General features: G+C 68.7%; 20 protein-coding genes. 4 read left to right on the top strand and 16 right to left on the bottom strand.

All coding sequences use genetic code 11. From position 1 onward, the window contains the following. The first annotated feature begins 243 nt into the window (after positions 1–243). A complete protein-coding gene (locus tag ACZ54P_RS15465; protein ID WP_465462186.1) occupies positions 244–675 on the top strand; it encodes an acyl-CoA thioesterase in 432 nt (143 codons plus the stop codon). Here the strand turns inward: ACZ54P_RS15465 and ACZ54P_RS15460 are convergent. Further along, positions 663–2,258 (bottom strand): alkaline phosphatase D family protein, encoded by a 1,596-nt coding sequence (locus ACZ54P_RS15460; RefSeq protein ID WP_465462185.1) that lies wholly within the window; start codon positions 2,256–2,258, stop codon positions 663–665. The genes ACZ54P_RS15465 and ACZ54P_RS15460 overlap by 13 nt on opposite strands. 111 nt (positions 2,259–2,369) lie before the next feature. Here ACZ54P_RS15460 and ACZ54P_RS15455 point away from each other — a divergent pair, with 111 nt between their 5' ends. Then, positions 2,370–2,831, top strand: coding sequence for a tRNA (cytidine(34)-2'-O)-methyltransferase (locus tag ACZ54P_RS15455; RefSeq protein WP_465462184.1), 462 nt, complete (start codon positions 2,370–2,372; stop codon positions 2,829–2,831). An 84-nt stretch (positions 2,832–2,915) separates the two neighbouring features. Here the strand turns inward: ACZ54P_RS15455 and ACZ54P_RS15450 are convergent, their stop codons facing one another. The 5 genes from ACZ54P_RS15450 to ACZ54P_RS15430 form a co-directional block, all read right to left on the bottom strand. After that, positions 2,916–3,896 (bottom strand): VWA domain-containing protein, encoded by a 981-nt coding sequence (locus tag ACZ54P_RS15450; protein ID WP_465462183.1) that lies wholly within the window; start codon positions 3,894–3,896, stop codon positions 2,916–2,918. After that, on the bottom strand, positions 3,893–4,837 hold the full coding sequence (locus tag ACZ54P_RS15445; protein ID WP_465462182.1) for a DUF58 domain-containing protein: 945 nt from the start codon (positions 4,835–4,837) through the stop codon (positions 3,893–3,895). The genes ACZ54P_RS15450 and ACZ54P_RS15445 overlap by 4 nt, the downstream gene beginning before the upstream one ends. Before the next feature lie 9 nt (positions 4,838–4,846). After that, positions 4,847–5,917, bottom strand: coding sequence for an AAA family ATPase (locus tag ACZ54P_RS15440; protein WP_465462181.1), 1,071 nt, complete (start codon positions 5,915–5,917; stop codon positions 4,847–4,849). Between the two features lie 127 nt (positions 5,918–6,044). Next, positions 6,045–6,587, bottom strand: a complete 543-nt coding sequence (gene mobA, locus ACZ54P_RS15435) for a molybdenum cofactor guanylyltransferase (RefSeq protein ID WP_465462180.1) — start codon at positions 6,585–6,587, stop codon at positions 6,045–6,047. A 3-nt stretch (positions 6,588–6,590) separates the two neighbouring features. Further along, entirely contained in the window at positions 6,591–7,940 is a 1,350-nt protein-coding gene (locus ACZ54P_RS15430; RefSeq protein ID WP_465462179.1) for an NlpC/P60 family protein, read from the bottom strand. A 386-nt stretch (positions 7,941–8,326) separates the two neighbouring features. On the opposite strand from ACZ54P_RS15430, the gene acnA reads away from it, so the two are divergent. After that, on the top strand, positions 8,327–11,137 hold the full coding sequence (gene acnA, locus ACZ54P_RS15425) for an aconitate hydratase AcnA (RefSeq protein ID WP_465462178.1): 2,811 nt from the start codon (positions 8,327–8,329) through the stop codon (positions 11,135–11,137). Positions 11,138–11,329: 192 nt separating this feature from the next. Here the strand turns inward: acnA and ACZ54P_RS15420 are convergent, their stop codons facing one another. The 8 genes from ACZ54P_RS15420 to ACZ54P_RS15385 all read right to left on the bottom strand — a co-directional run bounded on the left by ACZ54P_RS15420 (position 11,330) and on the right by ACZ54P_RS15385 (position 19,760). Continuing rightward, on the bottom strand, positions 11,330–11,788 hold the full coding sequence (locus ACZ54P_RS15420; RefSeq protein WP_465462177.1) for an MgtC/SapB family protein: 459 nt from the start codon (positions 11,786–11,788) through the stop codon (positions 11,330–11,332). Positions 11,789–12,106: 318 nt separating this feature from the next. Beyond that, on the bottom strand, positions 12,107–13,714 hold the full coding sequence (locus ACZ54P_RS15415; RefSeq protein ID WP_465462176.1) for an alpha/beta hydrolase: 1,608 nt from the start codon (positions 13,712–13,714) through the stop codon (positions 12,107–12,109). 156 nt (positions 13,715–13,870) lie between these two features. After that, positions 13,871–14,293, bottom strand: a complete 423-nt coding sequence (locus ACZ54P_RS15410) for a nitroreductase family deazaflavin-dependent oxidoreductase (protein ID WP_465462347.1) — start codon at positions 14,291–14,293, stop codon at positions 13,871–13,873. A 46-nt stretch (positions 14,294–14,339) separates the two neighbouring features. Next, positions 14,340–15,317, bottom strand: coding sequence for an L-histidine N(alpha)-methyltransferase (gene egtD / locus ACZ54P_RS15405; RefSeq protein ID WP_465462175.1), 978 nt, complete (start codon positions 15,315–15,317; stop codon positions 14,340–14,342). Continuing rightward, positions 15,314–16,093 carry an ergothioneine biosynthesis protein EgtC gene (gene egtC, locus ACZ54P_RS15400; RefSeq protein ID WP_465462174.1) on the bottom strand — a complete coding sequence of 260 codons (780 nt, stop codon included), beginning with the start codon at positions 16,091–16,093 and terminating at the stop codon, positions 15,314–15,316. The genes egtD and egtC overlap by 4 nt, the downstream gene beginning before the upstream one ends. Before the next feature lie 5 nt (positions 16,094–16,098). Next, the gene (gene egtB / locus ACZ54P_RS15395) at positions 16,099–17,448 is read right to left on the bottom strand and encodes an ergothioneine biosynthesis protein EgtB (protein ID WP_465462173.1); all 1,350 of its coding nucleotides are present in this window, start codon (positions 17,446–17,448) and stop codon (positions 16,099–16,101) included. Next, on the bottom strand, positions 17,445–18,707 hold the full coding sequence (locus ACZ54P_RS15390) for a glutamate-cysteine ligase family protein (RefSeq protein WP_465462172.1): 1,263 nt from the start codon (positions 18,705–18,707) through the stop codon (positions 17,445–17,447). The genes egtB and ACZ54P_RS15390 overlap by 4 nt, the downstream gene beginning before the upstream one ends. 129 nt (positions 18,708–18,836) lie before the next feature. Further along, positions 18,837–19,760, bottom strand: a complete 924-nt coding sequence (locus ACZ54P_RS15385) for a LysR family transcriptional regulator (protein WP_465462171.1) — start codon at positions 19,758–19,760, stop codon at positions 18,837–18,839. Between the two features lie 162 nt (positions 19,761–19,922). Between ACZ54P_RS15385 and ACZ54P_RS15380 the strand changes: the two genes are divergently transcribed. Continuing rightward, positions 19,923–21,110 (top strand): Glu/Leu/Phe/Val dehydrogenase dimerization domain-containing protein, encoded by a 1,188-nt coding sequence (locus tag ACZ54P_RS15380; protein ID WP_465462170.1) that lies wholly within the window; start codon positions 19,923–19,925, stop codon positions 21,108–21,110. An 84-nt stretch (positions 21,111–21,194) separates the two neighbouring features. On the opposite strand, the gene pip is transcribed toward ACZ54P_RS15380, so the two are convergent. Both pip and ACZ54P_RS15370 read right to left on the bottom strand, forming a co-directional pair. Next, a complete protein-coding gene (gene pip, locus ACZ54P_RS15375) occupies positions 21,195–22,142 on the bottom strand; it encodes a prolyl aminopeptidase (RefSeq protein WP_465462169.1) in 948 nt (315 codons plus the stop codon). A gap of 219 nt (positions 22,143–22,361) precedes the next feature. Then, positions 22,362–23,093 (bottom strand): ESX secretion-associated protein EspG, encoded by a 732-nt coding sequence (locus ACZ54P_RS15370; protein ID WP_465462346.1) that lies wholly within the window; start codon positions 23,091–23,093, stop codon positions 22,362–22,364. Positions 23,094–23,104: the final 11 nt, after the last annotated feature.

The following is a 23,104-nucleotide window of genomic DNA, read 5'->3' as shown; positions in this document are numbered from 1 at the left end:
GGGTAAGGCAAATGTGGCGTGTCCGTGAAGGCCTCCTTCCCTACTTTCAAGGTAGGGAAGGAGGCCTTCACGGACTTTCTGGCTTGAGGGTTCCGGCGTGGGGTTGGCTGGGTTGGTCGTGAGTGGCGATTCGGGTTAGAACCCGAATCGCCACCCCCAACCAACCCGACCCACGGCCCACCGCCGCCCTCCCGCCTCAACGCGTGAAGGCCCCCTTCACGCGGAACCAGTAGGTTGGAAACTGTGACCGAGCCACGGAAACCGATCCTCGAGATGCCGCTGCGCGTGCGCTACCACGAATGCGACGGACAGGGCATCGTCTTCAACGCGCACTATCTCGCCTACGTCGACATGGCCATGTTCGACGTGGAGAAAGCCCTCTTCGGATCCCACGAGAACGCGCTGGAACACGGTGCCGACCTCGTGGTCGCCGAATCGAACCTCCGTTACCACGCGCCGTGCCGCTACGACGACGAACTGGTCGTCGCCGTGTTCCTGAACCATCTCGGGACGACGTCGCTGATCATCGACTTCGAGATCCGCCGCGGCGAAACCCTGTGCACGGAGGTGAAGACGCGCTACGTCTTCGTCGATCCGGCGACGCTGAGGAAGGCGGCGCCACCCGCGTCCGTGCGCGAGGTGTACGCCGCCCTCCTGCCCGCTCAGGCGGACTGAACGCCGGGGCGCCGGTCCTCCACGACGTAGCTGGCCCGCGTGCTGATCGGCGCGCCGGGGGTGTTGACGTACGGCACCACCCGGAAGTCGCTGCGCCAGCGCTGCCGGTTCACGTTGACCCGGACGTAGCCGCGCTGGTTGTTGAAGAACTTCATGTGCGGGTTGGCCTTCAGCAGGTTCTCCCCGGCGGGTGTCATGTCGGCGCCGTTGCCGCCGCTGGTGATCGACGTCCCGACGAACTCGCTCGCCACGGTCGGCGAACCCGGGTCGCCGAAGTCGCGCTTGAGGTCCCAAGCGTAGTTCTGGTGCCGGTCGCCGGTGATGACCACCAGGTTCCGCACACCCCGGTCCTGCGCCGCGGCGAGCACGCGGTCGCGGTCGGCGACGTAGCCGTCCCACGGGTCGAGGTAGACGTTGGTGGCGGCGCCCGCGTCGGTGTCGGTCTGGCCCATCGGAGCCTGGTTGCCCAGGATCTGCCAGCGCGCGTGGGATCGGGAGAAGCCGTCGAGCAGCCACTTCCGCTGCTCAGCGCCGAGCAGGGTCCTGTCTTCGTCGAAGCGATCGGTGCAGGTCGCCGACTGGCCGTCCCCACAAGGCTGGTCGTCGCGGTACTGGCGGGTGTCGAGCATGGTGAACTCGGCGAGCGTGCCGTAGCTCAGGCGCCGGTGCAGCCGCGCGTCCGGCCCCTTCGGCAGCTGGGCGATGCGGTACGGCAGGTGCTCGTACATCGCCTGGAACGCCTGGGCGCGGCGCCGGCGGAACACGGCCGGGTCCTGGTCGGGTTCGTTGTCGGCCTGGGAGAGGTCGCCGGCCCAGTTGTTCTCGACCTCGTGGTCGTCGTTGACGTGGATCCACGGGAAGGCGGCGTGCGCGGCCATCAGCGGCGCTTCGGACTTGTAGAGCGCGTACTGCAGCCGGTAGCGGGCGAGGTCGAAGGTCTCGCCCTTGAACTGCGGCCCGACCGGCGTGCCGCGTCCGACGCCCGTGACGCCGCTTTCGTAGAGGTAATCCCCCAGGTGGACGACCAGGTCGAGATCCTCGGCCGCCATGTGGTCGTACGCAGTGAAGTGCCCGGCCTCCCACGACTGGCAGGACGCGAACGCGAAGTTCAGCTCACGCGGCGACGACCAGGCGACCGGCGCCGTCCGCGTGCGGCCGACCGGGGAGATCTCGCCGCCCGCGCGGAAGCGGTAGAAGTACTCGTGGTCCGGCGCGAGACCGTGGATCTCGGGGTGCACGGAGTGGCCGAGTTCGGGCGTGGCGACCGCGGACCCGCGGCGGATCACGGCGCGGAAGCGCTCGTCGAGCGACACCTCGTACTCGACGCGCACCGGCGTCCGCGGCATTCCGCCGAAGCCGTCGGCTTCGTAGGGCCGCGGCGCGAGCCTGGTCCAGAGCACGACACCGCCGGGCAACGGATCGCCCGACGCGACACCGAGGGTGAACGGGTTACCGGCACCGCGGGCGAGCGGCATCGCGCCGGCGGCGTTCCAGGCGCCGGTCCCCAGCAGGACGGCGGCCGCGCCGGCGGAGCCATAACCGAGGAAGCGACGCCGCGACAGGGGATGAGGGAGTGAAGGCATGAAGCCCTCCTGTGGTGGGATGGTCACGGGCGGGCCTCATGCTCGTCCGGCTTGATGGCCACCCGGCCGCGCTCAGGCGAAGCGCCCGTGAACGAAAGACGATCAACCCTCGTGTTCCGCATCCTGTTCTACCGCCCGGAAATCCCGCCCAACACGGGTAACGCGATCCGCTTGACCGCGAACACCGGCTGCGAACTCCACCTGGTGGAGCCGCTCGGTTTCACGCTGGAGGACAAGCAGTTGCGGCGTGCCGGGCTCGACTATCACGACCTCGCGCGCGTCCACGTCCACGCGGACCTCGACGCGGCGTGGGCGGCTCTGCTCCCCTCGCGGGTGTACGCGTTCAGTGCTTCGGCGACGCGGCTGCACACCGACGTCGCGTACGAGCCGGGAGACGTGCTGATGTTCGGGCCGGAGTCGGCGGGGCTGCCTGCGGAGGTTCAGGAGTCCGCCCAGGTGACCGATCGGGTGCGGCTGCCGATGCTGCCGTCGAGCCGGTCGCTGAACCTGTCCAACACCGCGGCGATCGCCGTCTACGAGGCTTGGCGGCAGAACGGCTTCGCGACTCCCTGACCGCCCCGCGCCCGTGCTATGAAAGGTCCTTTCCTTGCAAAATTTGCAAGGAAAGGACCTTTCATAGCACGCTCGGGAACCGGATCAGGGCAGGCGCTGCCCCAAGAAGAGCGAGGCGGCGGCGCCGATCATCAGCACCAGTGTCCCGATGATGACCCATGGACGACTCGCGTCGGCGTCCTTCAGTTCGTACCCGATCTGCTCGCCGAGGTCGTTGTACACGCGTTTCAGCTCATCCGCGCTGGCCGCCTTGTAGAAGTCGCCGCCCGAAAGCCGCGCGATCTCCTCCAGCGACTCGTCGTCGACCTTCACGTCCTGCGGTTTGCCGTCGATGTCGACCGAGCCGTGCGTCGTCCCGAACGAGATCGACGAGATCGGCACCTGCGCCTGTTTCGCCGCCTGCGCGGCCGTGTAGCCGCCCCGCGGTGCGTACAGGTCGTCCGGGACCGTCTGCTTGCCGTCACTCATCAGGACGATCCGGGCGGGCGGCGGGCCTTCAGCACCACCGACGATCGCCGAAAAACTCTCGATCGACTGCAGTGCGGCGAAGATCCCTTCACCGGTGGCCGTCGACTGCGCGAGCTTCAGGTTGTCGATCGCCTTCACGACACCGCCGCGATCGGTGGTGGGGGCGACCAGCACGGTCGCCGTCCCCGCGAACGAGATCAGTCCGAGGTTCACCCCCGGGGTCATGTTCTGCGCGAACGAGCGCGCCGACTCCTGGGCCGCCTTCAGCCGGGTCGGGGCGACGTCGGTCGCTTCCATCGACAGCGAGGTGTCGATCACCAGCATCACGGTGGCCCGGTTGCGGGGCACCTTCTGCTCGGCCGTCGGGCCGGCGAGGGCGACGGTGAGCACCAGCAGCGACAGCACGATCAGGATGGCGGGAACGTGCCGCACCCAGCCTTGGCTCTTCGGCGCGATCTTGTCCAGCAGTTCCAGGTTGGCGAACCGCAGGGTGCGCTTGCGCCGCGCGCGCTGGGAGAGCACGTAGCCCACGGCCACCGCGACGACCGCCAGCAGCAGCAGGAACCACCACGGCGAGGCGAATCCGGTCAGGCTCACGCGACACCACCGGACCAGCGGCGCTTGCGGGCCACCACGAACCGGACCATGTCCGCGATCCAGTCCGAATCGGTGCGCAGCACCAGATGCGCGGCACCGGCCCGCCGCAGCGCGGCCGCGACCTCCTGCCGGTGAGCGTGCGCCGCGGCGCCGAATTCCTTGCGCAGCAAGGCCGAAGCGTGCACTTCGCGCTGTTTCCCTGTCTCCGGGTCGGCCAGCACGACGGTGCCCACGTCGGGCAGGTCGATGTCGCGCGGGTCGAGGACTTCGATGGCGATGAGGTCGTGGTGCCCGCCGAGGGCGCGCAACGGGCGCTGCCATTCCGTGTCGCCGAGGAAGTCGGAGATCACGACGGCGAGCCCGCGGCGGCGGGGCGGACGGCGCAGTTTCTCCAGCGCCGCGGCGAGATCCCCGCGGACGCCCACTTCGGCACGCGGGGTCTCGGCGATCTTGCGGACCAATCCCCGCGCGTGCGGAAGACCGCCGCGCGCCGGGATACGCGTGATGCTGCCCGCCCCGTTCGTCACGAGCGCGCCGATCCGGTTGCCGCCACCACCGGTCAGGTGGGCGACCGCGGCCGTCGCGCAGACGACCAGGTCACGCTTCTCGCACAGCGCGGTACCGAAGTCGAGGCTCGCGGACACGTCCGCCACCAGCCACGTCTCCAGTTCACGGTCGGCGACGGTCTCCCGGATATGCGGACTCGTCGTCCGCGCGGTGACCGCCCAGTCCATCCGGCGGACGTCGTCGCCGGGCTGATACGGCCGGGCCTCCCCCGGTTCCGAACCCGGCCCTGGCACCAGGCCGAGGTGGTTTCCCTGCAGCAGACCGTCGAGACGGCGGCGCACGTCGAGTTCGAGCGTGCGCAGGCCCGCCTCCAGCCGCTCCCCGCGGAGTACCGGCGGAGCCCAGGAAGGACGTTCGCCCTTCTCGTTCTTCACGCGAGTTCCTTACCTGACCGGTGCGCCCGCCGGGACCGGGCCGCCCTGCCCGGTGCCGCCCTGCGGACGGGCCGAGACCTGCGGCAACGGCACGGTCTGCAGCACCCGCGTGATGATGTGGTCGATGGGGACGCCGTCGGCCAGCGCGTCGTAGGACAGCACGAGCCGGTGACGCAGCACGTCGGGGACGACGTCGACGACGTCCTGCGGCAGCACGTAGTCCCGGCCGCGGACCAGCGCCAGTGCCCGCGAGGCGGCGATGATGCCGAGGCTGGCCCGCGGCGAGGCGCCGTAGGAAACCCAGCCCGCGACGTCGGCGAGGCCGTGATCGTTCGGGGTGCGGGTGGTGAGCACGAGGCGGACGACGTAGTCGACCAGCGCGTGGTGCACGAACACCTGCGAGGCCACGCCCTGCAGGCGGACCAGCTCACTCGGGGAGAGCACCTCCTGCGGGGTGGGCGCGGTGACGCCCATCCGGTAGATGATCTCCCGCTCTTCCTCGGCGGTCGGGTACTCGACGACGATCTTGAACAGGAACCGGTCGCGCTGCGCCTCGGGCAGCGGGTACACGCCCTCGTTCTCGATCGGGTTCTGCGTGGCGAGCACCAGGAACGGGTCGGGCATCTGGAAGGTCTGGCCACCGATCGACACGTGCCGCTCCGCCATCACCTCGAGCATCGCCGACTGCACCTTCGCCGGCGCGCGGTTGATCTCGTCGGCGAGCACGAAGTTCGCCACCACCGGGCCCAGCTCGACGTCGAACCGCTCGGCGCCCTGCCGGTAGATCCGGGTGCCGAGGATGTCGGCGGGGACCAGATCCGGGGTGAACTGCACGCGGGAGAACGAGCCGCCGACCACTCGCGCGAAGGTCTCGACGGCGAGGGTCTTCGCGACGCCGGGAACACCTTCGAGCAGGAGGTGGCCCTTGGCCAGCAGGCCGACCAGCATCCGCTCGACCAGCCTGTCCTGGCCGACGATGATCCGCTTGACCTCGAACACGGTCCGCTCCAGCAACTGGGCGTCCCGCGCCGGCGTTCCGGGCTGCTGCTGCGCGCCGTCGGCGTAGCCGGGCTCGGTCACTCGTGCCTCCTGTGTTCCCCGCTTGCGTTCTTGCGTCCGGATGTGACCGTAGTGGTCGGTGGCACAGCCGTTCGTGAAGGTAGCCAACCGGACCACCGGTATGACGGCTGTGAAGGGGCCACTTTCGCTACGAGAGCCGGTCCAGATCCTCCGGCGTGTCGATGTCGTCGCTCTCTCCCGGCTCCTCCGGGACGTCGACGATCTCCAGCCCGCCGAGCGTCCGCCGCAGCGACGCGTTCTCGACCCGGTCCGGCAACGCCGCCCGCACCGCTTCCGCACGCCAGGCGCCGAGCAGCCACTGCCGCTCACCCGAGGAGTCGACCAGAACCGCCCCCGACGCCGGTCCGAGCGCGGCCACCAGCCTGTCCACAGTGGACTTCCGGACCCCGGCGAGGTCGCCTGCCAGCACCACGACGAGCTCCGTGCGCACCATGGCGAGTCCCGCCGCCAGCGCGGCGACCGGACCCGCTCCGGGCGAAGCCTCCCGTGTCCAGCGCACGTCGCCGAAACCCGGCCGTTCCGGACCGACGACGATCACCGGGTCGGCGTCGACGAGCGCGGCCAGGGCGCGCGCCATCAAGGGTTTCCCGCCGACGGGCAACGCGGGTTTGTCCACACCGGACAGGCGGCGCGCGGCGCCACCTGCCAGCACGATCCCCGCGTAGCCCACGGCCTAGCCGATCAAGCGGGTCGCGTACGGCATGATGCCGCCGTAGCGCACCGGCGCGATCCGCACTCGCAGACCGGACTGCGGCGCCTCGACCATCTGGCCGTTCCCGAGGTACATGGCGACATGGTGGATGCCCCTCGCGCTGCCGCCCCAGAAGAGCATGTCACCGCGGCGCATCTGCGAGAGCGGCACCTTCCGGCCCGCGTTGTACTGGTATCCGCTGTAGTGCTGGAGCGCCCGCACCCCCGCGAAGGCGTAGATCATCAGGCCGGAACAGTCGAAGCCGATCTTCATGTAGTCGCCGTAGCGGTCCGCCGTGCCACCGTCGCGGATACCGCGGGTCGGACCGGAGGTGTTGCCGCCGCCCCACGCGTACGGAAGTCCCAGCTGCGACAGCGCCCGCTGCACGACGGCTTCGACACTCGCCCCGGCGGGAGCCGAATGGACGGGCCTTCCCGACGGACGACCGCCGCCGCCTTGGCTCGGCGTGGCCGCGGCGAGAGCGGCCTGACGAGCGCGTTCCTCGTCTTCGCGGGCCTTCTGCGCCTTCCAGTCCTCGTAGCGCTGGCGCTGGCCCTGCAGACCGTTGACCCGCTGCTGCGCCTCGAAGAGCTGTTTCTCGACGTTCGCCTTGTCGGCTTCGAGCAGTTCGTTCTGGGTCGCCTGCGTGTCCTGCGCGTGCTGGGCGGCGCTTTGGGCATTGTCCGCCTCGCGCTTGGCCGCCTCGGCTTCGCGCTTGCGCTCCTGCGCGATCTCCAGCTTCTTGCGCGCCGTCGCGTCCTTGTTGGACTTCTCCGTCTGCGCGCGCTTCATCGTGTCGAGCGCGTTGAGCCTGCTGCCGCCGACCGCGTCGAGCAGCTGGGCGCGGCCGAGCAGTTCCTTGGGGCTGTCGGCGGTGAGGTACGCCGAGACCGATCCGACGGTGCTGCCCTGCTGGAAACTGGCGGCGGCGAACTTGTCGAGATCGGCGCGGGCCTTGTCGATGGCGGCCTGCGCGGCGTCGGACTCGGTGCGCGCGGACCGCGCCTCCCGGTCGGCCTGCGCGGCGGTGTCCTGCGCGGTCTCCGCGTCGACCCTCGCTTTGTTGGCCTCTTCCATCTTCAGCTCGACTTCGTCGTTGAGCTGAGAGAGCTTCGACTCGGCCTGCGCGAGCTGGTTGGTGAGCCTGCCGACGTCACCGGCCTTGGCGTTGGCGTCGGCCTTGCTCGAGTTGATCTCCGAGTCGCTGGGATTCGGCGGGGGCGGCGGCACCGCCAGGCCGGTGCCCGTCACCCCGAGCAACAGAGCGACGCCGAGCGCGCCGATGGTCACTCCACGGCGGGCACGGGTCCGAGACCCGGTTTCACCACGCACGATCCGCCCACCTCCTGATCTTGAACAACGAGCTCACTGTGCCACTGCTGTCACAGCATTACCACAAACACCACCAGGAACTTACACACCGTAGGCACCATTTCCCCTCAACGGGGGACGAACAGACGACCGCTACCCCACTCGAACGGACGCAAACCGCTGAGACGTTCATGACCGGTGTGGCGGCTTGCTTCCCGAAGTGAGCGGGAAGGGCCCGGAACCGGGGGGCGACTTGAATTTAAAAAAGGACAGGCGTACTGTTTTAAAGGACGAACGAGGTGTGCCATCCCGCGTCCGGACCTACGGTGGGGGTGCGCAAGACTCGCTCCCGGCCGGCCCGAACGGCCTGGAGAACTCACCGAACTGACCCGCCACTGGAGTTAGAAGTGACTGCACCCGCCAGCAAGGACAGCTTCGGCGCCAAAGACACGCTGAAGGTGGGCGACGCCTCCTACGAGGTGTTCCGCCTGAACAAGGTCGAGGGCTCCGAGCGCCTTCCCTACAGCCTGAAGATCCTGCTCGAGAACCTGCTGCGGACCGAGGACGGCGCGAACATCACCGCCGACCACATCCGCGCGCTCGGCAACTGGGACGCCAAGGCGGACCCGTCGATCGAGATCCAGTTCACCCCCGCCCGCGTGATCATGCAGGACTTCACCGGCGTGCCCTGCGTCGTGGACCTCGCCACCATGCGCGAAGCCGTCACCGACCTCGGCGGCGACCCCGACAAGGTGAACCCGCTGGCTCCCGCCGAGCTGGTCATCGACCACTCGGTCATCATCGACGTCTTCGGCCGCCCGGACGCCTTCGAACGCAACGTCGAGATCGAGTACGAGCGCAACCGCGAGCGCTACCAGTTCCTCCGCTGGGGCCAGGGCGCCTTCGACGAGTTCAAGGTCGTCCCGCCGGGCACCGGCATCGTGCACCAGGTCAACATCGAGCACCTCGCGCGCACGGTCATGTCCCGCAACGGCCAGGCCTACCCCGACTCCTGTGTCGGCACCGACTCGCACACCACGATGGTCAACGGCCTCGGTGTGCTGGGATGGGGCGTCGGCGGCATCGAGGCCGAGGCGGCCATGCTGGGCCAGCCGGTCTCCATGCTCATCCCGCGCGTCGTGGGCTTCAAGCTCACCGGCGAGATCCCCACCGGCGTGACCGCCACCGACGTCGTGCTCACCATCACCGAGATGCTGCGCAAGCACGGTGTGGTCAGCAAGTTCGTCGAGTTCTACGGCGAGAGCGTCGGCGCGGTGCCGCTGGCCAACCGCGCCACCATCGGCAACATGAGCCCCGAGTTCGGCTCCACCGCGGCGATCTTCCCGATCGACGAGGAGACCGTCCGCTACCTCAAGCTCACCGGCCGGTCCGAAGAGCAGGTCGCGCTCGTCGAGGCCTACGCCAAGGAGCAGGGCCTCTGGCACGACCCGTCGCACGAGCCGGAGTACTCCGAGTACATCGAGCTGGACCTCTCGACGGTCGTCCCGTCGATCGCCGGCCCGAAGCGCCCGCAGGACCGCATCGAGCTCACCGACGCGAAGTCCGCGTTCCGCAAGTCGATCCACGACTACGTCGGCGGCGATCAGGACGCCCCGCACACCAACGTCGACGAAGCCGTCGAGGAGTCCTTCCCGGCCAGCGACCCTGCCGCCCTCTCGTTCAAGGACGAGGGCTCGGTCGAGATCCAGTCGGCGGCCAACGGTCACAGCGGCCGCCCGACCAACCCGGTGAAGGTCAGCACCGCCGACCGCGGCGAGTTCGTCCTCGACCACGGCGCCGTGGTGATCGCCTCGATCACCTCGTGCACCAACACCTCCAACCCGTCGGTCATGCTCGGCGCGGCGCTGCTCGCGCGCAACGCGGTCGACAAGGGCCTCGCGGTCAAGCCGTGGGTCAAGACCTCGATGGCGCCGGGTTCGCAGGTCGTCACCGACTACTACAACAAGGCAGGCCTCTGGCCGTACCTGGAGAAGCTGGGCTACCACCTGGTCGGCTACGGCTGCACCACCTGCATCGGCAACTCGGGCCCGCTGTCGGACGAGATCTCCGCGGCGATCCAGGAGAACGACCTCACCGCGGTTTCGGTGCTCTCGGGCAACCGGAACTTCGAAGGCCGGATCAACCCCGACGTGAAGATGAACTACCTCGCGTCGCCGCCGCTGGTCATCGCCTACGCGCTGGCCGGCACGATGGACTTCGACTTCGAGAACCAGCCGCTCGGCCAGGACACCGAGGGCAACGACGTCTTCCTGAAGGACATCTGGCCCTCGGCCAAGGAGATCCAGGAGACCATCGACTACGCGATCACGCAGGAGATGTTCACCAAGGACTACGCCGACGTCTTCGACGGCGGCGAGCGGTGGAAGTCCCTGCCCACGCCCGAGGGCAAGACCTTCGACTGGGACGCGGAGTCCACCTACGTCCGGAAGCCCCCGTACTTCGAAGGCATGAAGGCGGAGCCGTCGCCGGTCACCGACATCTCCGGCGCGCGCGTGCTGGCGAAGCTGGGCGACTCGGTCACCACGGACCACATCTCCCCCGCCGGCGCGATCAAGCCGGGCACCCCGGCCGCGCAGTACCTGACCGAGCACGGCGTGGAGAAGAAGGACTTCAACTCCTACGGCTCGCGTCGCGGTAACCACGAGGTCATGATTCGCGGCACCTTCGCGAACATCCGGCTGCGCAACCAGCTGCTGGACGACGTGCAGGGCGGCTACACCCGCGACTTCACCCAGGACGACGCCCCGCAGGCGTTCATCTACGACGCGGCGCAGAACTACGCGGCGCAGGGCATCCCGCTGGTCGTCCTCGGCGGCAAGGAGTACGGCTCCGGTTCGTCGCGTGACTGGGCGGCCAAGGGCACCTCGCTGCTGGGCGTGCGCGCGGTGATCACCGAGTCGTTCGAGCGCATCCACCGGTCGAACCTGATCGGCATGGGCGTCATCCCGCTGCAGTTCCCGGCGGGCGAGTCGGCCGCGTCGCTCGGCCTCGACGGCACCGAGACCTTCGACATCTCGGGCATCACCAAGCTGAACGAGGGCGAGACCCCGCGCACGGTCCACGTCACCGCGACGAAGACCGACGGCACCAAGGTGGAGTTCGACGCGGACGTCCGCATCGACACCCCGGGTGAGGCGGACTACTACCGCAACGGCGGCATCCTGCAGTATGTCCTGCGGAAGATGACCAAGGCGTAAGCACTTCGCGCGTGAAGGCCCCTTTCCCCGCACTTTGAGGAAAGGGGCCTTCACGTATTTCGGTACCGTGCTTCATGACCTCGGGGAGAATCCACGTCGAAAGCGGTGAGCTGGCGTACGAGATCCGTGGTGAGGGCGACCCGGAGTTCTTGGGCGGCTCGTGAGTGATTCGGGTCGTTCTAACGACCCGAATCACTCACGAGCGCACTCTTCCCGGTGCTCCGGACGGCGGTCCACCACCCGGCCCAGCGGGCGCAGGAGCACGTTGACCCCGACGATCACCACGGTTCCGGCGAGCGCGACGACGTAAAGCCCCGCTCCCGCAAGGGAACCGACGGCCGCGGAGCACCACAGCGTGGCGGCGGTGTTCAGCCCGCGCACGTTCATCCCGTCCCGCAGGATCACGCCGGCGCCGAGGAATCCGATGCCGGAGACGATCTGGGCGGCCACCCGCGTCGGGTCGGCGTCCCCGCTGGTGTTCAGTCCGCCGAAACCGTGGGCGGACAACAGAACGAAGAGGGTGGCGCCGACGGCGACGAGGGCGTTGGTGCGGAGACCGGCCATCCGGGCACGGTACTGACGCTCGATGCCGATGACCGCACCGAGGCCGACGCCGGTGCCGACCCTGAGCAGCATTTCGAAGGTGTTCATGATTCCGGCTCTTTTCTGGCGTGCGCACACAAAGCCAGACAGGGAAAGGAGACCGGAGAAAGTCAGCGCACCGCGCACAGGGGTGAACGGCGTCCGTTTCCGGTCGATCCAGAACTGTCTTCCGGCATGTGCCGCTCACCTCGCTTTCGTACTCGAACGGTGTTGATCAACCTTCGGAGGCTACCACGACGTTCACTCGTCCTCAGTACCGTGAGACGAAGGCCTCGCGGATCGTATCCCGCAGCCCAGAAGTCCGTGAAGGCCTCCTTCCCTACCTTGAGAGTAGGGAAGGAGGCCTTCACGGACTTACGCCTGAGTTCAGGCAGTGGTTTCGAACGGCTGGACGTTCGGCTGGAACACCTGACCGTTGGCCGGGGCCTTCAGATCGATCAGGTAGTCGGCCGTCGCCTTGTCCACCCCGAGCGAGTCACCCAGGATGCAGTGCCCGAAGGCGTCGACCGACAGCAGCCGGGCGTTGCCGAGCTGGTCGGCCATCCGCTTCGAGAACAGATACTGGGTCGCCGGGTCGTAGTAGTTGCCGATGACCAGCACCGGGGTGTCGGTCTTGGCCTGCCACGGGCCGCGATAGACGTCCGGCTTCTTCGCCGGCCACACCGGGCAGCCCGCGATGTCCGCGAAGGCCTGGTAGCGGCCGAAAGTGGGCGATTCCTTCTCCCACTTCGCGGCGATCTCCGGGACCTTCTCCTGTTTGATCGTGATCTTCTTGTCCGAGCAGTTCACGGCGAAGTAGGAGTCGTCGCCCACGTACGGGCTGTCCGGGTTCGCGTCGGCACGCCCGTTCGCGCCCGACCGCAGCACCTTCAGCTCTACGGCCTGCGCCGTCTGCGTCTGGGCCGACGGCGGGTGGACGACGTTGTACAGCGCCTGCAGGTCGTCGGCCAGCGGGGGGAACGACGTCGGCGAGTACAGCACCCCGGCGACCGTGCTGGTGAACGCGTTGATGTCGTAGCTGCTGCCGTCCGGCAGCTTGATCGGCTGCCGGCGCAGGTAGTCGCGGATCTCGTCGAACTTCTCCCGCGGCGTGCCCGCGCTGAACGAGCACTTCGGCCCGACCTGCGCGCACTTGCGCAGGAAGGCGTCCAGCGCGATCTCGAACCCGCGAGCGCGCTCGCGGTCGTACTGCACGCCATCGCTGGTGCGCAGTGCCGGGTCGACGTTGCCGTCGATGACGATCGCCCGGCTCTGCTTCGGGAACATCGACGTGTACGTCGACCCGATCAGGGTCCCGTACGAGAAGCCGACGAAGGTCAGCTTCTGGTCACCGACGGCGGCCCGCATCTTGTCGAGGTCGCGCACGACGTCCTTGGTGGACATGTGGTTCAGCAGTGCGCCGGCGTTGTTCTTGCAGAACTGGCCGTAGTCGCGGTACGCGGCCAAGGTGCCGGAGATCTCTTGCCGCGACAGCGGCACGGGGACTTGTGCGCCGAAGACGTCGTTCGCGTCTTCCTGCGTGGTGAAGCATTTGAGCGGGTTGCTGGCGCCGACGCCACGCGGGTCGAACCCGATCAGGTCGAACCGGTCCAGCACCTGCGGCTGGAAGTAGTTCGCCGCGCCGATCGGCATCCGGAACCCGGAGCCACCGGGGCCACCCGGGTTGAGGAACAGCGAGCCGACCTTCTTGCCGGGCGTCTTCGCGGCGCGCTTCAGCATCGCGATGTCGATGGTGCCGAGCGCCGCGTTGTCGTGGTCGATCGGCACGCGATACCTTGCGCAGCTGTAGAATTTCGCCTGGTCGGCGGGAACACCGCGGATCTGGTCCGCCGTGCAGGCACCCCAGTTCACCGGCGCCGTCGCGCCGACCTGGGCGGCGGAGGTCCCGGCGTCCTGGGCGGCGACCGCGGTTCCGGGCGTCCCGGTCAGCGCGGCGCCTGCCACGAGTGCCCCTACCAGTGCGAAACCGCGCACCGGCCTCCTTGTGGATCTCGGCAAAACGACTCCTCCCTCGCCTGGCGACGTAACGGATCACGTCGCACGATGCGCCGTCGACGTCACGGCGCGTAACACCAAGGGAGCCTCGCACAAGCGGGTGACCCCGTCACCGGCCGAAAGGATGGTGCGTACCTATCGTGTGGTGGTCTTCAACTCGAAAATCGGTAACACCCGGCGAGCGGCTTGCTCCTCCATGGAGTAGCCCGGCCAGAACTCCAGCAGGAGCTTCCACATCGCGTCGTACTCGTCTCCGAGGAGTTCCCTGGCCCTGACCGGGAACTCCTTACCGGCCAAGGCCACGACCGCGTCCGGATTCGAGCGCAGATTGTGCGTCCACGCGGGATCGTTCGGCCTCCCCCAATTGGACCCAACGAGCACGAAGTCCTCCCCGTGCGGGAAGTACAACAGGTTGGTGGCGCGAGGCAGCCCGCTCTTGCGGCCTGTCGTGGTCAGCCGCAGGGAAGGGAGCCCGGCCAGCGCGACCAGGCTCACCTTCCCCTTGAACAGGCGGTGGAGTTTCTTGTCCACCCAGATGATCCCGCCCGCGAGCTTCATCAGCCACGGTTTCGTGCCGAGCGCGCGAGCGAGGAACGTAAGAGGGTTAGCCACGCACAGATCTTGCCAGGCTCACCCCGAACCGTGATGCCGAGTCCGTCCACCATTTCTCCACCGCGAAGCCGGCTTCGGCCAGTTCGGCGGCGATTCCCTCCCGCCGGAACTTCGCGGAGATCTCGGTGCGGACGTATTCGCCTTCGTCGAACTTCACCTGCAGGTCGGCGCCCGGGATGTCGACGGTCAAGGACTCACGGGCGCGCAGGCGCATTTCGATCCATTCGTTCTCCTCGTCCCAATACGAGACGTGGTCGAAGGCGGCAGGATCGAAGTTCGCGCCGAGGCCGTCGTTGATCACGTGGAGCATGTTGCGGTTGAACTCGGCGGTGACCCCGGCCGCGTCGTCGTAGGCGTTTTCCAGCGTTTCCCGGTCCTTCACCAGGTCCGTCCCGAGGAGGAGCCACTCCCCCTCGCCCAGCACCTCGCGGACCGAGCGCAGGAAGGTGGCGCGGTCGGCGGGCAGGAAGTTGCCGATCGTGCCGCCGAGGAAGACCACCAGCCGCGGCCGATCCCCCGGCAGCAGGTCGAGATGCCGGGTGAAGTCCCCGACCACGCCGCGGACGTCGAGGGACGGATAGTCGGCCGTGATGGCCTCCGCTGCTTCGGCGAGCGCGGTTTCGGAGACGTCGAGCGGCACGAACTCCTTCAGCGTGCCGTGGCTCGTGAGCGCGTCGAGCAGAAGCCGGGTCTTCTCACTCGACCCGGAACCGAGTTCGACCAGCGTGTGCGCGCCGGTGCTTTCCGCGATCTCCCCACCGCGCGCGGCGAGTACCTCCCGTTCGCTGCGGGTCGGGTAGTACTCGGGCAGCGCGGTGATCTTCTCGAACAGTTCGCTGCCGCGCGCGTCGTAGAACCACTTGGGCGACAACCACTTCCGGTCCGCCCCCAAGCCGGCACGGACGTCCGCGCGCAGCTGTTCGGTGATGTCCGATTCGCTGTGGTGTACGTCGAGGTCCAGTTCGGTCATCGTGCCTCAGGGCTCCGATCGGCTTCGAGGGTGGTGTTTTCTTCGAGTGCGATGATCTCCACGCCTTCCCCGGTGACCCGGACGGCGTGACGGTCGGGAACGGGCGTCCATCCGGCGTCGTCACACGGTTCTGAAGCGACGACGACACCCCCGCCGACGTCGCGATAGGACAGGGAATGCGTCCAGGCCGTGCCGATGAGCGTCCTGCCGTCGGTCAGCAGGAGGTTGAGCCGGGAACCCGGCCCCGTCTCCTCGACAGCGGTGGTCAGCCACCTGATGGCCCCCAGCGGGTCTTCACCCGCTTCGAGCCGCTCACGCAGCAAAGCCCACAGCAGCACCGAATCGGTCGTCGCTTCGAGGGTCAACAGCCGGGTGACCGGCAGTTTCGCGGCCAATTCGGCCATCGACTCCGGCCAGCCCTTGACCAGTCCGTTATGGCTGAAGAGGAACGGACCGCCGGTGAAGGGCGCGTTGGCCGCCTCGACCACCGGCATCCCCGTCGTGCCGTTGCGGACCGCCGCCATGAAGGCGTGCGATCGCACCGACCCGGCCAGCGCGGGCAGGTCCCCGTCCGTCCACAAGGGAGTGGACCGGCGCAGTCGCAGCGGCTCCGGGCCCTCGGCGTACCAGCCGAGGCCGTAGCCGTCCGCGTTGACCGAACCGCCGCCCCGCATGTCGGCCGGGGCATAGGACTGCACGAGCAACGAATGAGGGGCGTGGAAGAGCACGTCGGCGGGCGAACGCGGCTCGCCGAGATACGCGAGATGACGGCACATGCCGCTCAGGCCACCTCATCCCGCCGCACGTCCCGGGCACAACGGAAGCCCGAGAAGATCTGCCGCCGGATCGGGTGGTCCCAGTTGCGGAACGTGCCGCGGATGGCCGCCGCGTCCGTGCCGAACGAACCGCCGCGCAGAATCCGGTAGTCCCCGCCGAAGAACACCTCGGAGTACTCCTTGTACGGGAACGCGGCGAAGCCCGGATACGCCTCGAACCCGCTGCTGGTCCACTCCCAGACGTCCCCGATCAGCTGGTGCACGCCCAGCGGCGACGCACCCGCCGGGTACGCGCCCACCTCCGCGGGCCGCAGATGCCGCTGCCCGAGATTGGCGTGGTCGGGGGTGGGTTCCTCGTCGCCCCAAGGGAACCGGCGCGAACGGCCGGTCGCCGGATCGAACCGGGCGGCCTTCTCCCATTCCGGTTCGGTGGGCAGCCGCCTGCCCGCCCAAGCGGCGTACGCCTCGGCCTCGTAGAAGGAAACGTGGACCACGGGTTCCGCGGCGGGCACCTTCTCGTAGACCCCGAATCGCGTGCGCCACCAGCCGTCGGGCTCCCGTTTCCAGAAGCGCGGCGCGTCGATGCCGTGCTCGCTGCGATAGGCCCAGCCGCGCTCGCTCCACCACCTCGGGTCCTGATAACCCCCGGAGTCGAGGAACTCGGTGTACGCCTCGCAGGTGACCGGTGTGGTGTCGATGAAGAACGCCTCCACCGCGACCTCGTGTGCCGGGCGCTCGTTGTCCAACGCCCACGGTTCGGCCGAGGTGCCCATCGTGAAGGAACCACCGGGAACGAGGACCTCGGCGGGCAACCGCCCGGTCCGCGACGGCGGCGGTGCGGGCGCGTGCAGCACCGGATCGCCCTTGCGGAGCTGGTGGGTGGCCAGCATCGTCTCGTCGTGCTGCTGCTCGTGCTGGGTGATCATGCCGAAGGCGAAAGCGTCCTCGGTGAGGCGCCTGCCTTGCAGCGGAACGTTTTCCAGGACGTCGAAGGTTTTCTCGCGGACCTCGCGGACGTACTTGCGGGCTTCTTCCGGCCCCAGCAACGGCAGCTCCGGGCGATCCGCGCGGGCGTGCTGGAACGCGTCGTAGATGTCGTCGATGTCCGGACGCAGCGCCTCACGGCCGCCGACGTCGCGGACCAGCCAGAGTTCCTCCTGGCTGCCGATATGGGCCAGATCCCAGACCAGCGGCGACATCAGTTTCGAATGCTGGCGGACCAGGTCCTCGTCGTCGACGTCGGTCAGCGCGACGCTGCGCTCGCGGGCCCTGGTGAGCGCCTCGGCCGCGTGGGCGCGCAGGTCTTGCGGGCTCAGCGCGCGAAGCGGGTTGGTCTCGGTGCTTTCCACGCTCATGACTGGTGGCTCCTCGAACCGTGGACGAGGGACTGCACGCCCTCGCTGATCCCGTTGATGGTCTCCGGCGGCAGACCGGTCATGCCGAGTTCGGCACAGCCGAGGTCGACCACCTCGGCGGCGACGGCGGCGATCACCTGGTCGGCGAGGCCGAACCGGGCCGCGCACTCCCATTTGCCCATGACCGGTTCGCACAGTTCGAGCACCTTGTCCACCGTGGACGGGCGCGCGAGCAGCGCGGCCAGCAGGGCGACCGGATGCAGCCACCTGGCGGCCGGCTGGGCGTCCAGATAGCGGATCTCCAGGTACCCCTGTGGACGAACCGGGGTGAAGAAGGTCGTCAGGTGATAGGCCAGGTCGTCCTCGGTGGGCTTGCCGAGCCCGGCACCCGCATCCCGACCGTCGATCCAGTCGGCGAAGGTCAGGGAATCGGGCGCGTCCCACCCGCCGTCGCGACCGGGCAGCACCATCAGCGGGGTGTCCAAGCTGCGGCGTGCCCACTCCCTCGCCGGATCGCTCGACGGCTCCGCCGAGCGGGTGCGGCACTTCTCGGTGTCCATCACGGCCAGCCAACGCGCGGACGCGTGGCCGGTGTCGCGTCCGGCGTGGACCCGGGAATTGGCGAAGGTGGCCAGCAGGGGCGGCCCGAGCGCGTGGACGGCGGCCCAGCGCGTGGCGAGATCGCCCGCTTCGCCGGTGTCCACGCACACCTGCAGGCCCGCGGTGCTGCACATCATCGTCGCGCCACCGTCACCCATCGGGGCGAAGCGGCGTTCCATGGCGGCGTAGCGGGGGGTGCCCAGTTTGCGGACCGGGGCGCGATGCCTGTCGATCCCGGTGTCGCCCAGGTACAGGCCTCGGGTGGCGAGAAGGGTTTCGAGGTGGGCCAGATCGGCCGAGACGACGGCGTCCAGTTGGCGCAGCGTGGTCTGGGGTTGAGCGGAGATCTCCACCTGACATCCGGGCTCGAGGCTCAACGGGGAACCTGCCGGAAGCGGGAGGGCGGGGCTGTCGGGGCGCAAGGTCCGCGGGGTGTGCGGGCCGAGCGCGGTGGCGAGATCGTCGGGATCGAGAGGCCGGGCGGGCTCGTCGGCGTAGTGCACGGTGAATTCCAGCTCTACGCCGAGAAGTCTCGGTGGCCCGTGCTTGAAGCACACGGAAGCCACATACGCCTCACCTTCGGCGCGGTCCGACAGGACCTTCGCCGTCGCGTTCGACGCGCTCCCGGACTTCTCGGGGAAATCATGAACAGTAGTCATCTTTCCGCCGTCCAGTCGGTTGTCCGATATTCGGGAAAACTCGACTTCGGACGCTACACGCGGGGTCCGACAAATTCAGGTCGGTTCTTGCCGGGCAAGCTTCCCGGACCACTATCCAGGACGGACAGATCAGGGCAAAGCGGGCTCCGTGCCCAGGCCCAGCGACGCGGCGGCGTTGCGGACCGCCTCGATCACCAGCTGCAGGGCCGGTCGTCGCGACGACGTCGTCCGGTAAGCGATCGAAACCGTTCGAAGCAACGGTGTGGTCAACGCGACAACGTCGATCCCCGGGGGCCGGAGACCGAGCCCGAGGTCCGAGACGAGGGTTATCCCGAGGCCCGCCCGGACCATCGCCATCGCCGTCGACTGCTCTTCCACCTCGTGGTTGATCTTGGGCTCGAACCCGTGCCGATGACAGGCGGTGCGCACCGCCCGGCCGAAGTGACTTTTCGGGCTGGCGAGGATCCACGGGTGCTCGGCCAACTCGAGCAGCGACGCGCTGCCCGCGGGGACGGCACCGGCGGGCACCGCGGCATGCAGCCGTTCCACCGCGATCACCGCGCGCTCCAGACCGGCGTCCCACGGCATCGGCGCGTCGGAGTAGTCGATCACGAACGACAGGTCCAGTTCCCCGTCACGGACGGCGTCGGCGGTGTCCTCGGGCGCCAGCTCACGGGTCCGGACCTGGATCCCCGGATGTTCGCCCGCGAGCGCCGCCAGCGCGTGCGGCAGAAGCCCGGAAGCGACCGAGGCCCACACGCCGGCCATGAGACGCACCGAAACGGTCGTCTGCGCCTCCTCCAGCGCCAGCGTCGCCCGCTCGACCGAGCCCAGAATCTCCTCGGCGTGCTCTGTCAGCAGTAACCCCAGTTCGGTCAGCTGCACCCGTCTGCCGAATCGCTCGAACAGCTTCGCGCCCACGTCCCGCTCCAGCTGAGCCAGCTGCTGCGACACCGCCGACGCGGTGTAATGCAGTGACGCCGCGGCCGCCGTGACGGTGCCGCGCCTGCTCAGCTCGCGGAGCATCCGCAGGCGGTGCAACGAAAGCTCCATGTCCCCAACGTAAACGGGCGCGGTCGCGGACGCCGGATGACGCGTTACACCAGTTTCTCTGCACACCATCGTTCAGATTCGGTAAATGGACGCCCGCCCCCACCGGGGCGCACCCTCGGGAGTGGCGCAGGACGACCCCGAACCCCCGAAGGAGGTGGCCGCATGGCCGCGAGGAACGCCGAACCGCTGATGAGGCTCATCTGGACCGACCCCGTCACCGGTGCCACCGGCTACCTCGTCGTGCACAGCCTGGTCTCCGGCATCGCGACCGGCGGGACCCGGATGCGCGCGGGCTGCACGATGTCCGAGGTCGAGGACCTGGCGCGAGGGATGGCGAACAAGACCGCGACCTTCGGCCTGCCGGTCGGCGGGGCCAAGGGCGGTATCGACTTCGATCCGAAGGACGACCGCGCTTTCGGTGTCCTGGAACGGTTCTGCGCGTTCCTGCGGCCGTGGATCGACAACCACTGGGTGACCGCCGAAGACCTCGGCGTGCCGCAGCACTTGATCGACGAGGTGTTCGCGAAGCTCGGGCTCGAGCAGTCGTACCACGCCGCGATCCGCCGTTCGGCCGATCCGGCGCACACCCTCCGCCGTGTGCAGGCCGGGTTGAGCACCCCGGTCCCCGGCGGGCTGCTGCTCGGCGACGTCATCGGCGGTTATGGCGTCGCACAGGCCTGCCTCGGGGTCGCCGACGCGTGGGAGTGGCCGGTCGAGAAGACCACCGTCGCCGTGCAGGGCATCGGCACCATGGGCGGTGGCGCGGCCTGGTACCTGCACGAAGCCGGGATGCGAGTCGTCGCGGTCGCCGACGCGGCAGGCACGCTGTACCGGCCGGGAGGCCTCGACATCCCGGCGCTGCTGGACCTGCGTGACTCCTACGGCGAGATCGACCGGAGCCGGCTGCCGTCGGACGTCCGGCTGCTGCCCCGTGACGAGATCGTCGCGACGGAGGCCGACATCCTCGTCCCGGCGGCGATCTCCTACGCGCTGCGCGCCGGGAACCAGGGGTCTGTCAAGGCGAAGGTCGTCATCGAGGCGGCCAACGCGGCGACCACCCCCGACGCCGAAGCGGGCCTGGCGGCTCGCGGAATCCCGGTGATCCCGGACTTCGTCGCCAACGCCGGTGCCGCCGCGTGGGCGTGGTGGCTCCTGCTCGGCGAGGTCGGCGCCGACCCGGCCGATTCGTTCCTGCGGTTGCGGACCGAGATGCGGGCCAAGGTGGCGCTGCTGCTGAGTTCGTGGAACCTCGACCGCATCGCCCCGCGCACCACCGGCCTCCGGCTCGCCGAAACCACCCGTTCGGACGCCACCACCCCGGAGTCCGAACCGATGCTGGTCATTCCCTGACGTCACGCGCGTGAAGGCCCTCTTCCCTCGGCCCTGGTTTTGAGTGACCAGTCGAGGGAAGAGGGCCTTCACGCGCGTTCATGGTCAGGCGGCGAAGCGATCGGTGGCGGCGATGAGGACCTCGCGCATGGGCTCGTCCTGGGTGCTGTGGCCGACCTCGTCGATGATCACCAGTTCACTGCCCGGCCAAGCGTGCGCCAGCTCCCAGGGGGTGCCGATGAGGTTGCCCAGATCGAGACTTCCTTCGGCCAGGACGGCCGGGATGTGGGCCAACGTCTTGGCCTCCCGCAGCACCACGCCTTCGTCCAAAAAGGAGCCTTGACTCCAGTAGTGCGTGACCAGCCTGGCGAAGGCCAGCCGGAACTCGGGCGACTCGAAACTCTTGTACGGCGGGGAAGTCGGGACGATCGCGTCCTCCCAGTCACACCAAGCGGCGGCCGCCTTCTGGTGCACCGCCGGATCCGGGTCCATGAGCAACTTGTAGTAGGCCGCCGCCAGATCACCGTCGCGGTCCGCTTCGGGTACGCCGTCACGGAACTTGGCCCACGCTTCGGGAAAGATGCCGCCAAGGCCCCGGGTGAGCAGATCGGTCTCGCTTCGTCGTCCGGTGGCCAAGCCCATCAGGACCATCTCGGACACCCGGTCCGGATACCGCTCGGCGTAGACCAGCGCGAGCACCGACCCCCACGAACCGCCGAAGAGCAGCCATTTCTCGATGGCCAGATGTTCGCGGAGCTTCTCCATGTCGGCGATCAGGTGGTCGGTGGTGTTGGTGGAGAGGTCGGCGTCGGGAGCACTCGCGTGCGGCGTGCTCCGGCCACAGCCGCGCTGATCGAACAGCACGACGCGGTACTTGGCCGGGTCGAAGTAGCGGCGCAGACCCGTACTGCAGCCGGTGCCCGGACCGCCGTGCACCGTGACGGCGGGTTTGCCGTCGGGATTCCCGCAGGCCTCCCAGTACACGAGGTGCCCGTCGCCGACGTCGAGCATCCCGCGGTCGTACGGTTCGATTTCCGGATACAACCTTGTCACGTTCTCGTCCTCCCAGACCCGGCCCGAAATACAACAGCGCTGTCACAATAGCCTGGATGGACGCTCGGGTGCGCGGGGTTTTCGGCCGCGAAGGAGGTGAGACTTCCGGTGAGGAGTGGGCTGGGTTGGTCGTGAGTGGCGATTCGTGTTCTAACCCGAATCGCCACTCACGACCACCTGTACCGACCTCGCACCGGCGCGCTCATGTACTAGCCGCGGCTAACCGCCCAGAGTCGAGGCCACGTTCCGAAGCGCGTCCGCCAGTTCCGGTGGACCGGCGGGTCCGATGTGGACCACCGCGTCGTTGCCCCGCCCCGTCGTGTAGCTCAGGTACCGGCCCCAGTCGGTGTCCGCGAAGTGCAGCGGATCCTCGACCGCGACGTGCCTGCCGACTTCGTCCCGCTTGCCGACGTAGAGCTCTCCGCTTCCCTCGACCGGCCGCTGCACCAGGCTGACGATGTCCGCGATCACCGGCGGCAGGGAATGCGTGTCCGGGCCACGCCGTGCCGCCTCTTCGAGTTCGTAAGCCCGGACCGTGCGCAGCCTGCCGCCGCCCGCGGGGACGGGCGGCAACTGTTCGATCAGCGTTTCGGGCAGGCGCCGCCGGTCGATCTCCTGCAGTCCGACCCAGTCGCCGGACGCCACGGCCAGCACCGCCTGCAGTCCCAGCGAAGCGGCGAGCACGCCGTAGGTCTCGCCGCCGGTGTTCACCCAGCCGTAGTACTCGATCGCCGGCTTCGTGAGGACCGGTAGCCAGTCCAGGAAGTCGACCGACGCGCGACCGCTCGAGTCCAGCAGCCCGGCCTGCGCCAAGGCGGCTTCCACTCGCTTGTCCGCCTCCGCGCGCGCCGTCCTGGACAGCCACCGCGGTTCGGGGCGCAGCGTGATGTGCAGGTCGCCGACGCGTTCGCGTTCGGCGAGCACCGCCAAGGCTTCGACCGGGATGTCCACCCGGCCCGTTC

Source organism: Amycolatopsis sp. NPDC034160 (assembly GCF_055575355.1).
This window is presented reverse-complemented; position numbering and strand designations above follow the sequence as displayed.

Coding starts and splice junctions, on each gene's coding strand:
- ACZ54P_RS15460 (WP_465462185.1), bottom strand. CDS start 2,258: ATGCCTTCACTCCCTCATCCCCTGTCGCGGCGTCGCTTCCTCGGTTAT.
- ACZ54P_RS15420 (WP_465462177.1), bottom strand. CDS start 11,788: ATGAACACCTTCGAAATGCTGCTCAGGGTCGGCACCGGCGTCGGCCTC.
- ACZ54P_RS15410 (WP_465462347.1), bottom strand. CDS start 14,293: ATGAAGCTCGCGGGCGGGATCATCTGGGTGGACAAGAAACTCCACCGC.
- egtD (WP_465462175.1), bottom strand. CDS start 15,317: ATGACCGAACTGGACCTCGACGTACACCACAGCGAATCGGACATCACC.
- egtC (WP_465462174.1), bottom strand. CDS start 16,093: ATGTGCCGTCATCTCGCGTATCTCGGCGAGCCGCGTTCGCCCGCCGAC.
- egtB (WP_465462173.1), bottom strand. CDS start 17,448: ATGAGCGTGGAAAGCACCGAGACCAACCCGCTTCGCGCGCTGAGCCCG.
- ACZ54P_RS15390 (WP_465462172.1), bottom strand. CDS start 18,707: ATGACTACTGTTCATGATTTCCCCGAGAAGTCCGGGAGCGCGTCGAAC.
- ACZ54P_RS15385 (WP_465462171.1), bottom strand. CDS start 19,760: ATGGAGCTTTCGTTGCACCGCCTGCGGATGCTCCGCGAGCTGAGCAGG.
- ACZ54P_RS15380 (WP_465462170.1), top strand. CDS start 19,923: ATGGCCGCGAGGAACGCCGAACCGCTGATGAGGCTCATCTGGACCGAC.